This is a genomic window from Actinomycetota bacterium (genome assembly GCA_014360645.1).
Classification (GTDB): Bacteria; Actinomycetota; Geothermincolia; order Geothermincolales; family RBG-13-55-18; genus Solincola_B.
The window spans coordinates 86,385-104,190 of sequence record JACIXD010000008.1; the positions used below are offsets into that span (position 1 = coordinate 86,385).

Annotated in this window: 13 protein-coding genes and 1 pseudogene; 7 read left to right on the forward strand and 7 right to left on the reverse strand. The window is 65.2% G+C overall.

Annotated features, from left to right (window positions below; translation table 11 throughout):
* The first annotated feature begins 72 nt into the window (after positions 1-72).
* Genes H5T74_08725 through H5T74_08740 form a run of 4 tightly spaced genes read left to right on the forward strand, consistent with a single transcriptional unit; the run spans position 73 to position 3,999 of the window.
* Positions 73-1,035, forward strand: coding sequence for an ABC transporter permease (locus H5T74_08725; protein ID MBC7230457.1), 963 nt, complete (start codon positions 73-75; stop codon positions 1,033-1,035).
* A 57-nt stretch (positions 1,036-1,092) separates the two neighbouring features.
* Positions 1,093-2,004, forward strand: coding sequence for an ABC transporter permease (locus H5T74_08730; protein MBC7230458.1), 912 nt, complete (start codon positions 1,093-1,095; stop codon positions 2,002-2,004).
* Position 2,005: 1 nt separating this feature from the next.
* Entirely contained in the window at positions 2,006-3,016 is a 1,011-nt protein-coding gene (locus H5T74_08735; GenBank protein MBC7230459.1) for an ABC transporter ATP-binding protein, read from the forward strand.
* A complete protein-coding gene (locus H5T74_08740; GenBank protein MBC7230460.1) occupies positions 3,016-3,999 on the forward strand; it encodes a dipeptide ABC transporter ATP-binding protein in 984 nt (327 codons plus the stop codon). Before H5T74_08735 ends, H5T74_08740 begins: the two co-directional genes overlap by 1 nt.
* Positions 4,000-4,180: 181 nt before the next feature.
* Here H5T74_08740 and H5T74_08745 read toward each other — a convergent pair whose 3' ends face one another.
* The 5 genes from H5T74_08745 to H5T74_08765 form a co-directional block, all read right to left on the reverse strand.
* Positions 4,181-5,584 (reverse strand): MFS transporter, encoded by a 1,404-nt coding sequence (locus H5T74_08745; protein ID MBC7230461.1) that lies wholly within the window; start codon positions 5,582-5,584, stop codon positions 4,181-4,183.
* Between the two features lie 895 nt (positions 5,585-6,479).
* On the reverse strand, positions 6,480-7,712 hold the full coding sequence (gene amrB, locus H5T74_08750; GenBank protein ID MBC7230462.1) for an AmmeMemoRadiSam system protein B: 1,233 nt from the start codon (positions 7,710-7,712) through the stop codon (positions 6,480-6,482).
* A 16-nt stretch (positions 7,713-7,728) separates the two neighbouring features.
* Positions 7,729-8,058, reverse strand: coding sequence for a HEAT repeat domain-containing protein (locus H5T74_08755; protein MBC7230463.1), 330 nt, complete (start codon positions 8,056-8,058; stop codon positions 7,729-7,731).
* A gap of 75 nt (positions 8,059-8,133) precedes the next feature.
* Entirely contained in the window at positions 8,134-9,531 is a 1,398-nt protein-coding gene (locus tag H5T74_08760; GenBank protein MBC7230464.1) for a CoA-binding protein, read from the reverse strand.
* Between the two features lie 219 nt (positions 9,532-9,750).
* A complete protein-coding gene (locus H5T74_08765) occupies positions 9,751-10,134 on the reverse strand; it encodes a hypothetical protein (GenBank protein ID MBC7230465.1) in 384 nt (127 codons plus the stop codon).
* A gap of 686 nt (positions 10,135-10,820) precedes the next feature.
* Between H5T74_08765 and H5T74_08770 the strand changes: the two genes are divergently transcribed.
* Both H5T74_08770 and H5T74_08775 read left to right on the forward strand, forming a co-directional pair.
* Positions 10,821-11,111: a glutaredoxin family protein gene (locus H5T74_08770; protein MBC7230466.1), complete on the forward strand. Its 291-nt coding sequence runs from the start codon at positions 10,821-10,823 to the stop codon at positions 11,109-11,111.
* A gap of 81 nt (positions 11,112-11,192) precedes the next feature.
* A pseudogene (locus H5T74_08775) lies at positions 11,193-11,696 on the forward strand (ferredoxin:glutaredoxin reductase).
* Positions 11,697-12,036: 340 nt separating this feature from the next.
* Here the strand turns inward: H5T74_08775 and H5T74_08780 are convergent.
* Together H5T74_08780 and H5T74_08785 are read right to left on the reverse strand one after the other, a co-directional pair.
* Complete coding sequence (locus H5T74_08780; protein ID MBC7230467.1) at positions 12,037-13,077, reverse strand: DUF4190 domain-containing protein; 1,041 nt, start codon at positions 13,075-13,077, stop codon at positions 12,037-12,039.
* A gap of 369 nt (positions 13,078-13,446) precedes the next feature.
* On the reverse strand, positions 13,447-14,247 hold the full coding sequence (locus tag H5T74_08785; protein MBC7230468.1) for an alpha/beta hydrolase: 801 nt from the start codon (positions 14,245-14,247) through the stop codon (positions 13,447-13,449).
* Between the two features lie 627 nt (positions 14,248-14,874).
* Here H5T74_08785 and H5T74_08790 point away from each other — a divergent pair.
* Positions 14,875-17,769 (forward strand): PAS domain S-box protein, encoded by a 2,895-nt coding sequence (locus H5T74_08790; GenBank protein ID MBC7230469.1) that lies wholly within the window; start codon positions 14,875-14,877, stop codon positions 17,767-17,769.
* Positions 17,770-17,806 lie beyond the last annotated feature (37 nt).

Consider the following 17,806-nt stretch of genomic DNA (forward strand, 5'->3'; position numbering starts at 1 on the left):
CTTGCAGGCCCCTTTCCCTTGTGCTAACTTTATCGGAGCCCTCGAGAGATGGAGGAGAGGTCGAAGGATTAGATGCTCGTCTTTATTCTGCGCAGGCTCTACCAGACCTTGATCGTGGTATTGGGAGTCGTCGTCCTCATCTCCTTCCTCCTGGCCATCATCCCCGGCGACGTCGCCCGCATGCGCGCCCCCAAGGGATCTTCGGAGCAGGTGCTGGAGAACATCCGCAAGAAGTTCTATCTGGACAAACCCTTCATATCCCGCCTCGGCATCTACTTGAGGAACATCCTCAAGCTGGACCTGGGGGAATCATTCACCTACAAGCGCTCGGTGTGGTCCATCATCGGAGAGAGCCTGCCGTGGTCGTTCAAGCTGGCGTTGGCGGCGGAGATCATCATCGTGATCTTCGGCATCCTCGCGGGGGTTATATCGGCCGTATCGCGCTATTCCTTCTGGGATGTGCTGGTCACCATCAGTACCTCGGTGCTGGTGGCCATGCCCATCTACTGGATCGGCAGGCTGATGCAGCTTCTCTTCGCCCAGTGGCTGGGATGGTTGCCGCCCTCCGGCGCCCCTCCGCCGGGGACCGCCTTCCTGGGCGGCGTAAAGTATTACGTCATGCCGGCCTTGGCCTTGGCAGCCGTTTCCACCGCCTACGTGGCTCGGCTGGCACGTTCATCCATGCTGGAGGTGATGCGCCAGGATTACATCCAGACCGCGCGCGCCAAGGGCCTCTCCGAACGCAGGGTCACCTATAAGCACGCCCTGCGCAACGGTCTTATCCCGGTGGTGACCTACCTGGGCATAGATTTCGGGGTGCTCATCGGCGCGGCGGTGCTCACGGAGATGATCTTCAACTGGCCCGGGGTGGGGCACAAGCTGTATTTCGCGGTGATCCAGCGCGACCACACCATGGTGCTGGGCCTGGTGTTTGTGCTGGTGGTCATCGTGGTCTTCATCAACCTGCTCGTGGACATCTCGTACGCTTTCCTCGACCCGCGCATAAGGCTGGGCGAGTCTCCGGAGGTGACCTGAATGAGCGACCCCCGGGACCCCGATGACCTCATCCCCGGCAAGGAGCCCGACCTCGGCATGGAGGTCGAGGAGTTCGAGCTGGCCCTGGAGAAACAGCGCGTGCACGGTCGCACCGCGCTGTGGGCGGACGTGTGGTACCGCCTGCGCCATAACAAGATGGCCATGGTGGGCCTGGTCATCATCATCCTGCTGGTGCTGGCGGCCATATTTGCCCCCCTACTGGCCCCTTATGATCCCAACGACCAGATGGAGATAAGGACTCCGGGCGGCGTCAAGCAGCCCCCCACCTGGAAGCACTGGCTGGGGACCGACGGCCTTGGCCGGGATATCCTCTCGCGCCTCATCTACGGCAGCCGGGTCTCAGTGGAGGTGGGCATCGTAGCCGTGCTCATAAGCCTGGTCATCGGTTTGTTCTTCGGTGCCCTGGCGGGCTATTTCGGGGGATGGGGAGATTCGGTGATCATGCGCACCGCTGACATCTTCTTCGCCTTCCCTACCGTGCTGGGGGCCATCGCCATCATGACCGTGTTGGGCCCGGGACTCATCAACGTGTTCATCGCCATCGGCGTGCTGGGCTGGGCCACCATCGCCAGAATCTTCCGGGGATCCATCCTCTCGGTGAAGGAGAACGAATACGTGGAGGCGGCGCGTGCCATGGGGGCGAGCAACACGCGCATCATCTGGAAGCACATCATGCCCAACGCCATACAGCCCATCATCGTCTATGCCACCATGGGCGTGGGAGGGGCCATCCTGGCCGAGGCCTGGCTGGCCTTCCTGGGGCTGGGCCAGCAGCTCCCCACGCCCAGCTGGGGTAACATGCTCGCCGAATACCTGCCCTTCTATACCACCGACCCCTGGATGATGTTCATCCCCGGCATCGCCATAGTGGTTAGCGTCCTGGCCTTCATCCTCCTGGGCGACGGCCTCAGGGACGCCCTGGACCCGAGGCTGAAAGGGAGCGTATAGGGTGAAAGAACACCGTGATACCCTCCTCGAGGTAAGAGGTCTACGCACCTGGTTCCATACCCGGGAGGGCGTGGTCAAGGCGGTGGATGGGGTCTCCTTCACCGTGGCCAGGGGCGAGGCCCTCGCGGTGGTGGGAGAGTCGGGCTGCGGGAAGACGGTCACCGCCCTTTCGGTGATGCGGCTGATCCCCGATCCCCCGGGGAGGATCGAGGAGGGGGAGATACTCTTCGAGGGACGCGACCTCCTGCGGATGGACGACAGGGAGATCCGGCAGGTGAGGGGAAACCACATCGGGATGATCTTCCAGGATCCCATGACCTCCCTCAACCCCGTCTTCACCATCGGCAGCCAGATCAGGGAGGCCATCCAGGTACACCTCGGGCTTTCTCGCAAGGAGGCGAAGAAGAGGGCCATAGAGCTGCTGGAGATGGTGGAGATCCCCCAGGCCGAGAGACGCTACAAGATGTATCCCCACGAGTTCTCGGGAGGTATGCGCCAACGGGCCATGATCGCCATGGCCCTGTCATGCCAGCCCAAGTTGCTCATCGCCGACGAGCCCTCCACCGCCCTGGACGTCACCATCCAGGCTCAGATCATGGAACTCATAGGGAAGCTGCGCGAGGAGATCGACCTGGCGGTGATGCTCATCACCCACGACCTGGGGGTGGTGGCGGGAGTGGCGGAGACGGTGCTGGTCATGTACGCGGGGAAGGTGGTGGAATACGCGGACATCGACCGCGTTTACTATAACTCCCGGCACCCCTATGCCTGGAGCCTCATGCGTTCCGTGCCGCGCCTGGACGAGAAGAAGGACCGCCTGCTGACCATCGGGGGCTCGCCGCCATCGCTCATCAACCTGCCGCCGGGATGCAGCTTCTCCCCGCGCTGCCCCTTCGGGGAAGAGGTGTGCGCCGTGGAGGAGCCTCCGCTCGTCGAGGTAGAGCCGGAGCATCTATCCGCCTGCCATTTCGCCATGGATTTCGAGAGGCACGGGCAGGGGGTGAAGTCCTGATGGCCCTGCTTCTGGAGGCCCGCGACATCACCAAGCACTTCCCGGTGGGGAAAGGACTCGTCCTCTCGCGCCTGGGCGGCACGGTGAAGGCCGTGGACGGGGTGAGCCTAGAGGTGAATGAGGGAAGGACCCTGGGGCTGGTGGGAGAATCCGGTTGCGGTAAATCGACCCTCGCGCGGCTCGTGCTCAGGCTGATCAAGGCCGACCGCGGCGAGGTCATCTTCGAGGGGCGCGACATCCTCAAGCTGAAGCGCCGCGAGATGCAGGAGGTCCGCAGCTCCATGCAGATCATCTTCCAAGACCCCTACGCGTCCCTCAACCCCCGCATGAGTGTGGGGTCCATAATCATGGAGCCCATGGCCATCCACAAAGAGGGGAGCAAGCAGGAGAGGAGGAGGCGCGCCGTGGAGCTGCTCACCCTGGTGGGCCTGCAGCCCGAGCACTTCACGCGCTACCCGCACGAGTTCTCGGGCGGACAGCGGCAGCGCATCGGGGTGGCGCGGGCTTTGGCCCTCAATCCCAGGCTGATCATCTGCGACGAGCCCGTATCCGCCCTGGACGTCTCCATCCAGGCGCAGGTGCTCAACCTCCTCAAGGAGCTGCAGGAACGCTTCCACCTCACCTACATCTTCATCGCCCACGACCTCTCGGTGGTACGGCACATCAGCGACGAGGTGGCGGTCATGTACCTGGGGAAGATCGTGGAGAGGGCGGAACACGACGCCCTCTACGGCAACCCCATGCACCCCTATACGGTGGCCTTGATGTCCGCGGTGCCCATCCCCGACCCGGTGAAGGAGAGGGAGAGGAAGCGGATCATCCTCGAGGGCGACGTCCCCAGCCCCATCGACCCACCCAGCGGATGCAGGTTCCACACGCGCTGCTGGAAAAAACAGGAGATATGCAGCGAGCTGGAGCCGCCCCTGGAGGAGAAGAAGCCGGGCCACCGGGTCGCCTGCCACTTCCCCGAGAACTCCCCCTGAGTGGGCAGATAACGGCCGGAGCCGTGCCCGCCATCTTTTGCCTCTCTCAGGGAAGATATGGAAACACAGGGCGCAGGCGAGTATTCCGTGAAGCAACCGACCTCAGGGTTTCGGAAAGGGCGCACGCAGAATTGCGGCACCTGAACCTGCTGGGAGAGCGGGAAGACGCCCTCCGAGCCCGTCAGGGTTCGGCCCCTTCCATCCTGTCCGTGAGCGTAGGCAGGCCGCGGGTGAGCGGGAAGGTGAGCAGAGCGAGGCACAGACCGGCGGCGCTCAGCCATAACCCCAGGTCGGCCACGGGGGTCCGCTCGGCGAAGAAACCCATGAGCAGATAGCCCGCGGGCAGCGGGAGGAGGACCACGGCGTCCATGATCGCGAAGACGCGTCCCCGCAGAGCGGAGGGTACCACGCGCTGCCGGAGGTATTCGTAGGTGGTGAACCCGAAGGCGTCCACCAGCCCCATGAAGGCGCTCGCGGCCAGGGCGGGCGCGAGTCGGCCGATGCGCGAGAACACGAAAACCCCGACGGCATAGCCGACGAAACTCCCGAACACCAGTCCCAGGGGCCGGAAACGGGCCAGGAGGCGGTAGGTGAGTAGGCTTCCCAGCGCCAGGCCCGCCCCCACCCCCGCGCTCACCAGCGCGTAGTAGTCCGCATTCTTCAGCTTCTCGTCGCAGAAGACGGGCAGCAGGACCTCAAAAGCCCCGAAGATGGGCATGAAGGTGAGGTGCATGAGGGTGAGCCCGCGCACGTGCCGGTCCGAGCACAGGACGTGCAGCGCGTCCCGGAAGCCGCGCCTGCCCTGACCCCGATTGCCGGCGTACGCCCCTCTTCGTTCCGCGACCGCCAGGCTCTCGCTCTCCGCCGCGGGCGCTCCCAACGGCATCTCTATCCCCACCGGCGTTCCCCCAGTCGCAGGACCTTCCGCGGCCGGGCTCTCCGCGACCGGGCCCGCCGCGGCCTTCTCGCGCCAGGCTCGGGCACTGGGGCGGTCCCGCCTCAGGGCGAGGCAGATCAGGCCCGAGGGCAGGAGCAGGAGTGAGCAGATGAAGAACACGTTGGCCTTTCCCAGCCTCCCGATGAGGAAATAGGTGATAAACATGCTCAGGAGGTAGGTAACGGATCGCAGGAAGGTATAGAGGGAGTTGGCCTTGGCGAGATGAGGGGTGTCCACCAGCTCGGGGATGAGTGCCGAGATGGCGTTCACGAGGATGACCCCGAACAGCGAGGCGATAAAGGCGTTGGCGAAGATGAGGTACTGCGCGTGCATGAAGGGCAGCGCGAAGAGGGCCGCGCCGTAAAGGAGGTTGGAGAGGACGATGAGGTCGCGGCGGGAGAAGCGGTCCACCACCGCGCCCGCGAAGGGCCCGGCCAGGGTGAAGGGAGCGAACCCCAGGAAGAGGGAGAGGCTCATGGAGAACGCCGAGCCGGTGCGCTCCAAGACGAAGAGCGGAAGGCTCACGAAATAGATGCCCCGAGCCACCATCCCCAGGGACTGGGAGAGCAGGAGTAGCACCAGCGGCCGGTTGGAGGCCAGGGGCCGCCCGGAGGTGGGCGGTCTGGCGGCGGCGTTGTCTCGTTCCATCTCCTTTTGACCAGCCTTTCCTTTCGGGGAGAGAGGGGGTTGAACACGCCGGGCGGCCGGCGCTCCCGCCTATCCTTCCTCGACGGCGGAGAGGATATTCAGGCCCCGGCCTCTTACGCCATAGATGGACGGCGTGCTCCCACCTCTCGTCGCTCGATGGCAGAGAATGTATCTATGCCCCGGGCTTCTTTTCCCAGAGGCCGGCGCTCCCGCCTATCCTTCCTCGACGGCGGAGAGGATATTCAGGCCCCGGCCTCTAACGCCATAGATGGACGGCGCGCTCCCACCCCTCGTCGCTCGATGGCAGAGACTGTATCTATGCCCCGGGCTTCTTTTCCCAGAGGCCGGCGCTTGCGCCTATCCTTCCTCGACGGCGGAGAGGATATTCAGGCCCCGGCCTCTAACGCCATAGATGGACGGCGCGCTCCCACCCCTACTCCCTCGACCTCTCCCCGCGGGGCAAGCGACTCGCGGAATGCGCGCGGTTTGGGACCGGTTCGTCCCGCCTTTTCTTCCCGAGCCCCTCCATGCAGCCCGGTGACGCGGGAAAGACCCGCAGGGCGAGCGGCTTTGCCTCCCTCCCTCCGTCCTTTCCTGGTGCCCGCGATAGCGGCCACTCACCCATCTTAATCGCCTCGCGCCCGGGGGTCACGTCCGCGAAAGGCGGGAGTTCGCGCAACGGTGATGTAAGGCGAAGGAGTGCTGCTGTCGCCAGGCTGGCGGGCGGGCTTTATCCGCCCCGGGTCCCGGGATCGACCGTCACCCGATCCGCGCAGGGCCCCTGGAAAGGTTGACTCCATGCCCTCGATAGGCACGACGGATTCCCGGCTATCCCGGTACAGGGTGTCCGTGTCCGCAGAAAAGAGGGCTCGCGGAAACAGGAAGGTGACTCGGCTCAGGGGAACACGAGGCCCGCGAAGGTGACCGCGGAGCCCTCCTGGGGGTCGAACCAGTGGCAGTGCTCGACCAGACTGCCCTTCCTGCCGTCCAGGGTCTTTGTCAGGGCGTAGATGGGAGGCAACCCGCATATATGTCGCGAGTCGTTCTCCGAGGCTATATAGGAATAAAACCCCTCGGCGTTCCCCTCCTCGACCTCGCGCAGCATCTCCTTGTCCTTGGCGATGGCGGACGACAGCAGCACGCCGTCCAGGGGGAGGAGGCTTCCGAAGCGCCTGCCCAGGTGCGCCAGGTCGGCGCTGGCGATGAGCAGGACCCTCCCCTCCATGGCCGAAAGGAGACCCTTGAGCGCACCCAAGAAGGCGCTCACTCGAGCGTCCTCGGACGGGGACCGCCCCTCGGCGATGAAGTGGTGGAAGGAATTGCAGGTTATAGGGAGAAGGCGGAAGCGGTCCGCCCCCCCGAAGATCACGCACAGCAGCGGGAGCTGCACCTCGATGGAATGCTCGGAACGGTGGGAGAGCTCGTCCCCCAGGCCGTCCATGCCCGCCGCCTGGGCGATGCCCTCGGCCAGCCCGATGTCCGTCTCCACCAGCCCGAAGGGGGTGAGGTAATTCTTGCGCGTGAGGGCGAAGGGTCCCTCCATCTCCCCGTGGCAGGTGCCCAGGACGACCACCAGGGGAGGGGCCTGGCCTCCGCTGGAGGCTGCGAGCAGCGAATACAGCTTCCCGTAGCATTCCCTGCCCCGCTCCAGGTCTATATGCGGGGCTATCACCCCCGCGGGAATTCCGCCGGGCAGGGGTTCCGCCTTTCCCGCCTCCATGAGCATGGAGCGCACCTGCTGCAGCAGCGCGCGGGGATCGGCGGCGTAGGCGCTGCCGGCGCTGGCCATGGGGCGGTTGGGGAGGGAGAGATACTCCTCGTCCAGGCGCCGCTTGTAGGCGCGGAAATCGTCGCTGTCCAGCAGCATCTTCTGGTTCAGCTCGTTCACCACTGCGGCCACCTGCTCGCTGGTGATGAGGTCGCCGAAGCGCCGCACGTAAGCGGCCTGGATGTCGCGCAGCGAGCGCGTGCCGTCGCAGAGGGAGGCGATGAAATAGATGGGAGGCTGCAGTACCACCAGGTTGCGCATATATCCCTCGGGGTCGCGCAGGGCGATCACCTCCCTGCCCTGCTGTCTCGCGGGGAAGGCTTCCAGGCGCCGCAGCTTGGGGTACTCGGGTATTCCCATGATCTTCCATCCCACTTCAGGTCCAGTCGGTGCGCTTCTTAGCCTCGCGAGCGATTCCCACGTCAAGGGCGACCCAGGCCTTGGCGCGGACGATGTCCCGCGTGGAGGCATCCGCGACCAGGGCCATCAGGGCCTCGATGCCCCGGTTTTCGCCGATGCGCGTAAGGGCCTCTATGGCCTGGAATACGACCTTGTCGTCGTCATCCCGGAGGAACGCGATGATGCTCTCGACATCGCGCTCCCTCTCAAGTCTAGCGATGTCTTTTCTTCCCAGCCCGAATCTCGGCATATGATCACCGGGATAGATTGTAGCCGCTTTGATCCCGCCTTTCCACTTCCCGCCCACCCGTCTCCCATCCGGCTCCTTGCCCGGGCCGGAAGCCCACGGGGGCGGATGCCGCGTGACCACCGGCGGGCCGGGTCATCTTCCTGCCCGCAAGGCTGCCAGGCGCCTGAGGTTCACCAGCACCCTCCCCAGCTTTTCCGGCGAGTTCAGGGCGATGACCCCGTGGGACTGTGCCTCGGCGATCTCGTGGATGAGGGCGCAGGGGGTGATGAGGCAAAGAAAGACCGGCTTGCCGTGCCTGCGGCCTATCTCCGCGTATTCGCGCGAGGGGAACACCGGGCCCGCTCCTCCCCCGGTGACGAAAACTGCCACCGCGCAGTGGATGTCGTCCTGTCCCAGGGCGAGGTCGGCCGCCTTCAGGTACAGAGATGTATCGGTCCAGGCGAAGGCGAACATGTCCAGGGGGTTGGCGGCCGCAGCGTGCTGGGGAAGGAAGGACTCCATGGCCCGCGCCACCTCCGCCTTGAGGGGAGGGAAACGCAGGCCCCCCCGCTCGCAGATATCGCATATGGCCACCACCGGGCCCGCGGAGTGCGTGGAGATGAAGACCCCGTCGCCGGCGGGCATGCCTCCCATGGACAGGGCCTTGCAGGTGGCGGCCATCTCCGAGCTGGAATGCACCTGCAGCAGCCCCGCCTGCCGGAAGGCTCCGCGGTAGACCTCCTCGGAACTGGCCACCGAGCCCGTGTGTGAGAGGGCGGTACGCGAGGAGCTGGCGGTATAGCCGCGGCTGTAGACCAGCACCGGTTTGCGGCGCGAGGCGTGCCGGGCCTTTTCCAGGAAAGCGGCGCCGTCGTCGAGCCCCTCGATGAAGAGGCAGATCACCGCGGTGTAGGGGTCCTCGGCAAGGTATTCCACCATGTCCGCGAACTCCACGTTGGCGCGGTTGCCGATGCTCACGAACTTGGAGATCCCCACCTGCTCGTCCATGATCTCGTTGAGGATGCTGTTGCCCATGCCGCCGCTCTGGCTCACCACCGACACATTTCCCTCCGGGAACCACGCCAGCGGGCTGGCGAAGGTGGCGTTGAGGCGCGCCTGCTTGTTTACCACGCCGATGCAGTTGGGGCCGATGAGCTTCATCCCTCCCGCGTCGGCGGTGCTCACCAGCTCTTCCTGCAGCCGCCTTCCCTCCGGGCCCGTCTCGCGGAACCCTCCCGCGAAGATGACCCCCGCCTTCCCTCCCCTCTCCACCGACTCCCTCACCGCCGGAACCACCAGCCTTTCGGGGACGGCGTAGACGAAGAGGTCCACGTCACGGGGGAGGTCGCGGATGGAGCGGTATGCCCTCAGCCCCTGTATCTCGTCGCCCGCGTTGGGGTTGACGGGATAGACCTCTCCCTCGAAACCCGCGACGGTGACCGCCTTGAGGGCGTGAAAGCCGAGCTTGAACGGGTTATCCGTGGCTCCCACCACCGCTATGCCGCGGGGATGGAACAGGGGGCGGAAACGTTCCAGGACTCCTTGGGGCATGGCGCCTCCCCGAATCTCTTCGCATTCCCGATACGGCCGCGCTCCCGGTGATAACGGGAGATCGCGCTATCGGCAACATCCTAGCACAGACGGGAGCCGCCGCCCCCCATGGAAGGCCCGGATAAACCGGCCTCCCCGGCCGAGCCGCAGGGTACGCATGCCGTCCCGTCGGCGAAGACCGGGGAGCCGGACGGAGAGAGACCCGGGCCGGCGCTGCCGCTATTCCGACACGCTCAGGCCGGGGCGATAGGTCGCCTTGCGCAGCTTGTTGAAGAGGGTGTTGGCAGCGCGGGAGAAGACGTTGGGGTCCGTGTTTTCTATGAGCTGGGTCACGAAGCGCTGATTCTTGTTCATCGCCTTGGCGATGGCCGCTGCGTCCAGGCCCTTCATCAGCTTGGCCATGAAATCGGGATTGCTGTTGATGATGGATGCGAGCACCGAGGGATCGAGGTAGGACATGGTCTTGCTGATGAGCTCCTTGTTCTCGTTGATGGCATCGGCGATCACCTTGGGGTCGATGCCGGATATCATCCCCGAGACAAGGTCCTTGTTGTTCGCCATCTTTGCCGCCAGAACGCCCAGCTTGCGGTTCAACTCACCCATGACAACCTCCTTAGCAACCTATCCTGACCCCCCAGTCGACGAAGATATCGAGAAGCTTTTTTCATTATACAATGAAAGGGGTATCGATATGAAGCCACGTTGTGCAGGCTTTTTACAAATAGATACCAATAATGACCTAATAGTCATGTTAGATATCTAGCATGACGGAGATCATGAACACTTCGCGTGCCCGATCCCCGACGCGAGAGGGCATCCACCGGGACTCGCTGCCGCGGGGAGCCGGGGGGGCACAGAGGCGGTCGGCGCGGTACGGGGTTCGCGGGCGCCGGCGCGAATGGGACGGTGTGGGTAAGACCATGTGAACGATGCGAACGAAAAAGACGGTTTGGCCGGGAGGAGGCGGTGGGGTCAAACAGGAGGGGGGCGGGGTGCGGCGCGAAAGAGATGGTGTGGATAAGGGGTTGCGAATAGGGAGGTTTTGAATACGGAGAGAAGGCATGGATAAGGAGGTTTGGACAAGAGGAGGTGGTGCAAACAAAAAAATATGAAAAGGTATGTGCGCGGGGGATCGGGTGCTGGTACCGGGAGGAAAGTCGGCGATCTCTTATAAATGCCATGCGCGCGGGGAATCAAGAGCACGGGGGCGGAGGATGGTGTTTACCGGCACGGGCGCCGGGAATAATGGTCCTTGAGGTTGGACCGGTCCATGAGAGAAGGAGTGGAAGATGTACGACGAATACCTCGAGATGGTGGAGGGAGAGGGAGGCAAACACGATCTCATCCTCTTCGCCCTTTCCACCTGCGGGTGGTGCCGTAAGGCGAGGGGCTTCCTGGACGAGAACAAGCTCCCCTACCGCTACGTCTATGTGGACCTTCTGGAAGGAGATGCCCAGAAAGAGGTATTCGAAGAGGTGAAGAGACGCAACCCGCGCAAGACCTTCCCCACCCTGGTGGTGGACGGCGAGGAGGTAATCGCGGGGTTCAACGAGGACAAATACCGCGAAACGCTGCTTTGAGCCGCGCCTGCACGGGGAGCCTGTACTGCTGCCCGGCAATCGCGGCGAGAGGGAGGATTATATTGAGAGGGAGGCACTGAATTGAGCCCGGAGTTCGCGCCCGAGGTCCTGGAGTTCTGCGAGCGCCTGGAAAAGGAGGCGGAGGCGGGGGGATACCACCTCAATCCGGACAGGGAGATGACCCTCATGCTCGCCGAGGGTCTGCTGGTCAACCTGAAGCGCTACGGTTACCAGCTCTGTCCCTGCCGCCTGGGGGAAGGAGAGATGGACAGGGACCTGGATATCATATGTCCCTGCGACTATCGCGACGCCGACCTGGACGAATACGGCCAGTGCTATTGCTCGCTCTACGTATCCCGGGAGGTATTGGAGGGGAAGAGGGAGCTGGAGGGCCAGATCCCCGAGCGCAGGCCGGAGCCCGAGGAGCGGGAAAGGATGCGGGAGGAGGGCAGGGCGGCGGCGCGCGCATCGCGGAAGACCCTTCCGGTATGGCGTTGCAAGGTCTGCGGATACTTGGCCGCCCGGGAGAGGCCCCCCGAGGTGTGCCCGATATGCAAGGCGGGGCGAGAGCGCTTCGAGGAGTTCCCCCCGGGAGGCGCAGTGACGCCCCTTCCGGTATGGCGTTGCAAGGTGTGCGGATACTTGGCCGCCCGGGAGAGGCCCCCCGAGGTGTGCCCGATATGCAAGGCGGGGCGAGAGCGCTTCGAGGAGTTCCCCCTCTGACGACCCTACCATCCCCCGGCGGCAGCCAAGCCTTTCATGCCGATCTCCTTTGCGGGAAAGGTGATGAGCGCGGCTCATACCCCGTTTCCTCCCGGAACAGCCCAAGGGTCTCGCGCCCCGGCCTTCCCCGTCGCTTCCATATGTGGCCTTCCGACGGGATCCAGGAGAGGTTTGTCAGGTCGGCACAGGGTGAAGTGGGCGATCAGTCCCCCGCCGCGAGCGAGATGCCCCCGCTGGAGCATTCCACCTCCAACTGCAGGGTCACCGGCGATTCCCGGAAGGCGGCGTTGACGTAGACCGCCCCGTCCCGGTCGCTGGAATCGAGGGTCATTCCCTGCACGCGCAGGCGCCCCGAGCCCATGCGAACCCGAACGCGCACACCCACATCCTGCGGCAGGTAGAGGTACACGTCTCCGGAACCGCTGTCCACCCGTCCCCACAGGCCTCCCTGCCAGCGCCCCCTGAGGTCGATCTCGGTGCGGCCGCTGGCGTTCTCCACATCCAGCCGGACATAGGGCGCGTAGGTGCCGCGGAGGTCCAGGCGCACCCCGCCGCTGCCCTGGCCGATCTCGATGCTCCCCAGGTCGGGCATCTCCCCGGAGAGGTCTATGTCCATGCCTCCGCTGCCGGATTCCACCTTCAGGGAGCGCAAGGCGAGGTCCTGAAGTCGGAATACGCCTTCCGCGCCAGCCAGATCGGCCCGCAGTTCCAGGGGCATGCTCCCGGCGAGGCGAACATGCCAGTCGTTGCGGACGAGCCAGAAGGTCGAAGCCCACCAGTCTCCCCCCTGGACCACGGCGAGCCTTCCTTCCTCGCCGCGAACGGAATAATCAACGCTCGGTTCCCAATCCCTGACGTTGAAGGTGAAGGTTCCCTCGAAAAGGCCCTCCGCGCCCCCCTCGACCGATAGTCTCCCTGAGCGCATCCTCAACTCCGCCACCACTCGTTCCGCCCCCTGAGGCGACAGCGTCCTGGTGACGGTACGCGTCTTTCCCAGAAAATGGATAGACCAGGGGACGGCCAGGGCGGCCAGCGCCAGCAGCACGGCCAGGTTCACGATGCCCAGCGCCAGACCCGCGGTGGCAAACCCGCCTCCCCCCTGCTCTCCTCGCGAGTCCCGGATACGCGAGCGGGCCACCAGAGCGAAGACGATGGCCAGGATACCGCCCAGCAGGGGAAGACACATGAAGGACAGGACCCCCAGCACGAGGGAGGAGACTGCCCAACCGCTGGTCTTCGTCACCGGGGGGCGGGGCCCGACGGGCCCGCCCCCCGGGCCCGGGAGGGACGCGGGCGGCGGGGAAGGGGCCGGCGGCGGGGAAGAGGCGTGACCGGCCGCCGCGGGTCCCTCCGCGCATGAAGTCTCGTCCCTCCAAGGCGGAGATGCCCCGCTTGCGCCCGCCGGCGCTCCGCAGAGATGGCAGAAGGCCGCCCCCTCTAAGAGACCTCCGCCGCAACGCTCACATATGCTCATGTCCCGACCTCTCCATGCCTGACCTCATCCGGAACGCCCTCTGGCGCGCCGTTCGCCTGTTGGCGGCCCCGGTGCCTTTCCCCTCCGGACCGCCGCGACACGGCTTTTCGCCGGCGGGAGCGCGGTTCACCGCTCACCTCACGCTCCGTCCAGCCATTCCTCGAGCATCCTTACCACCAACTCCGGATATTCGTAATTGGGGCAGTGGCCGCAATCCGGCACTAGGCGCAAGTCGGCATCCCGCAGCAGGCCGCACAGTCGGCGGGCCTCGGACGCCTTCACCGATCTGTCCTGCTCGCCGTGGATCACCAGCACCGGCATCTTCACTCCCGCCGCCTCCCGAGAGAGGTCGAGGTGCCTTACCAGGTAGGTGGTGGCGATCAGCGCCCGCCTGTCCACCAGGGAGGCACGTGCGGCCGCCCGCCGCAGGAATTCCTCGGGCAATCTCTCCGGTTTACAGACGGAGGACTTGATGAATCGGGCATAGGTCCTCTCGCCCCAGAAGGGAGATACCGCGCGCAGCGCGGCTTCCAGGAAGGGAAGCCGGTTGGGCCAGGCGAGGGAGCGTGAGCGGTACGGCGTGTCCATGAGCACCAGGCGCCGGACGCTTTCCGGATGCCTGAAGGCGTGGTGCAGCGCGATCGCGCCTCCCATGGAATGGCCCACCAGGATCAGGGAAGAGGCGCCCGCTGCCCGGGCGGCCTCTTCTATGAAGGACGAGAAACCGTCCAGGGTGAAGGAGAAATCGGGCGGGGTCTCCGCGCCGCCGTGACCGGGCAGGTCCGGCGCCAGCACGTGGTACGCGGGCGAGAGCAGCGGCAGCATGAGGTCCCAGAGCGCCGACGACCCTATCCAGCCGTGGACCAGCATCAGCGCGGCTCTTTCCCCGCTGCTGTTGCGCGAGTATGCTCCCTCCTGCCTTGCCGGCTCCGTCAGCATCCCCTTTCCCTGTATCCCCCGGTCTCCCGCGTCTCAGCGTCGTATTCCCGCTGGCGATCCCACCTTAATCTTTCCCGTACTTGCCATGCCGCTAACGGTCACCGCCATCAAGTGCCCTGATATAAGCTTACATATCATTGCAATCATCCTCGCTTAGACTGCACCACGATAAAGGATGAACCCTGGCCGCTGATATAAGCTTACATATAATTGCGATAATCCTCACCTCTTCCGGCTTCCGCGCCGGTCTCTTCCCGCGGCGTATCCCCCTACACGATGCCGAAAGCCCCCGGTTTCCAGCCACCAGGATATCCCACTCGCGTTTCGCATTGAACATCGGGGTAACGCATCGTTTGCAGAAGGCCGGTATCGCTACGCCTGGTCCTGCCCGTCTGCCCTACCGATAGAGGCCACGCGGCGCATCCCTGCGGTCACGGGGGCCGGGTGACGGGCGGCGGCAGCGCGCGCTGCTCCCGGTCGCGGCGGCGCCATACAGCAACCATATCTATCTACATATCTATCCGCGCCGGCACCGGGGGCATGCGGCGGCACCGGATATCGTTCGCGCGGGGTGAAGAACGGTGCCGGTTAGGCCGATTATCTGTATGGGACGAAAGGGAGTCCGCTTTGCACGAGAAAAAGAGACTCGAGGACATAGAGGATAGCGAGGAACAAACCCTGAGGCGGCGCTTGGCGGACCTCGAGGAGGAGAGGGCGAGGAGAGCAAGGGTCGAGCGGGCACTGCGCCTGAGCGAGCGTTACTTCCGCTCCATAATCGAGAGCACCACCGACCTGGTGAGCATCATGGACGCCGCCGGCACCGTCCATTACCACAGCCCGTCGGTCGCCGACATCCTCGGCTATGACGCGGAGGAGATGCTGGGCAAGAGCGCCCTGGAGCTCGTGCACCCCGGAGACCTTGAACGGGTGAGGGAGGCCTTCGAGAGGCTGGTAGCGGAGCCGGACACCCCCATCTCCCTCGAGGTCCGTTACCGCCGCAGGGACGGGAGCTGGCGGGTGCTCGACGGCGCGGGCAAGGGGATGGTCGGAGAAGACGGGGAGAGGTGGGTGCTGGTGGTCTGCCGCGACGTCACCGACCGCAGGGAGGCCGAGGAGGACCTCAACATGCACCGCCTCCACCTGGAAGAACTGGTGGCGGAGCGCACGCGGGAGCTGGAACGGACCAACCAGCTCCTGCGCCTGGAGGTGGAGCGCCGCAGGGAGGCCGAGGAGGAGCTGCAGCGGCGGGAGCGTTACTATCGGAACCTCATCGAGCATTCCTACGGGGTGATCAACGTCGTGGAGCCCGACGGCACCCTGCAGTTCGTCAGCCCCTCCGTGTATGACATATTCGGCTACCGCCCGGAGGAGCTGGTGGGGCGGAACGTATTCGACTTCATACATCCCGACGACCTCCCGGCCATCGCCGCCGCCATCGCCGAGGGCCTTACCCACGAGGGATACGCCACCCAGATGCGCTTCCGCTGGCGGAGCAGGGACGGCTCGTGGAGGATATGCGAGGCGGCGGGCAAGAACTTGCTGCAAGACCCGGCGGTGCGAGGGGTGGTGATGCATACCCGCGACGTCACCGACCGCGTCGAGGCCGAGAGGGCCCTGCGGGAGAGCGAGGAGAAGTTCCGCCTCATCTCCGAGCAGTCCATGATGGGCATCATGATCCTCCAGGACGACGTGTTAAAGTACGTCAACCAGGCCGCCTCGGATATCTTCGGCTATTCCGTGGAGGAGGCCCTCTCCTGGGGGCCGTGGGGGTTCCTGGACATCATCCTTCCCGAGGACCGCGGGTTCGTGCGGGAGCAGGCTTGCCGCAAGCAGCACGGCGAGGAAGGCCAGGTACGGGGCTACGTCTTCCGCGTGAAGACGCCCTCGGGAGAGGTGAAATGGGCGGAGCTGTACTCAAAGCACGTAGTCTACGCAGGGAGGGGGGCGGTGCTCATCTCGGTGACGGACATCACCGCCCACGTGCGCCTGGAGGAGGAGCTGGCGGAGAGCGAGGAGCGCTTCCGCTCCCTCATCGAGAAGGCCCATGACGTCATCGTGGTCATGGACGGAGAGGGAAAGGTGACCTTCGTCAGCCCCTCGGCGGAGAGGATGCTAGGGTACGGGACGCACGACATGTTGTGCATGAGCGTTTTCGACATCGTCGCCGAGGAGGAAGCGGCGGAAGCCAGGGAAGCGCTGCGCTTCTGCCTCGAGAACCCGGACATGGTGGTGAGCAGGAGGCTCGGGGTCATGCACCGGGACGGGTCCCGCAGGGAGATGGAGGTGACGGCCACCAATTGCCTCGCCCATCCCTCGGTGCGGGGGGTGATCATCAACATGCGCGACGTCACCGACCGCGTGGCGGCCCACCGCAAACTGGAACGGTTAAACCATCTCTTCCTCAGCCTGGGGGCGGATCTCTTCGAGAACATGGAGAAGATCGTCTCCTGCTGCCGGGATGTCCTCGACGCGCCGCTCGCGGCCTACTGTCGCCTGGAGGGCGCAAAGCTCTCCATCCTCTCCTCCGCGCCGGGGGAGGAGGGCTTCATGGTGGTGGAGGAGGCGGGGAAGAGCATCGCCGGGGAGATGGTGCGTCGCGACCTGCGCGGGCCCTGGGCGGTCGAGGATATCGTCGCGCATCCCGCCCTCGCCAACGACCACCTGGTGTCCAGGCACGGTTTCCGATCCTTCCTGGCTTGCCCGGTGGCGGGGAAGGGCGGGGCCGTGGGGGCGCTGTGCCTTTTCGATCACCGGCCCCGCGCCTTTACCCACGAGGAGGAGGAGCTCGCGGGCATGCTGGCCCGCGCCCTCGCGGTGGAAGAGGAGCGCCTCTCATACGAGCTGGGCCTCAAGGATTTCGTGGACGTGGCCTCCCACGAGCTACGCCACCCCATCACCCTCATGAAGGGCTACGCCGCGACCCTGGCCAAGTTCGGGGACAGTCTGGGCGAGGAGGAGAGAAGGGAGTACCTGGGCATCATTGACGAGGGGGCGAACCGCCTGGACATGCTCATCAGAGAGCTGCTGGACGTCTCGCGCATCGAGCGCGGGCGCTTCTCCATACACCGCGTCCGCCAGCGCCTGGAGCCCATCCTCGAGCGCGCGGTGGGGGAGATGGAGAAGAAGAGCCGAGGCCGGCGCTTCGAGCTGCGCCTCCCGCTCTATAGCTCTCCGCGCGAGGTGGACGCCGATAAGATCCTGCGCGTGCTGGTGATCCTGCTGGACAACGCGGTGGCCCACTCCCCCGCTGCCTTCCCCGTGGAGGTCTCGCTGGAGGAGGCGGGAGAGATGGGGGAGGCGGCGGTGCTCTCGGTGCTCGACCGCGGGGTGGGAGTCCCGGAAAGGGACCGCGAGCTCATTTTCGAGCGCTTCTACCAGGTGGAGGACGCCCTCCACCACACCACGGGCGGCATGGGCTTGGGCCTATACATCGCGCGGGAGATCGTGGAGGCCCACGGCGGGCGCATCTGGTGCGAGCCCCGCAAGGGAGGAGGCACCGCCTTCCGTTTTACCCTGCCGTAGGGGCGGAGCGGGCGCGCCGTAGGCCCCGTTCTCGGCG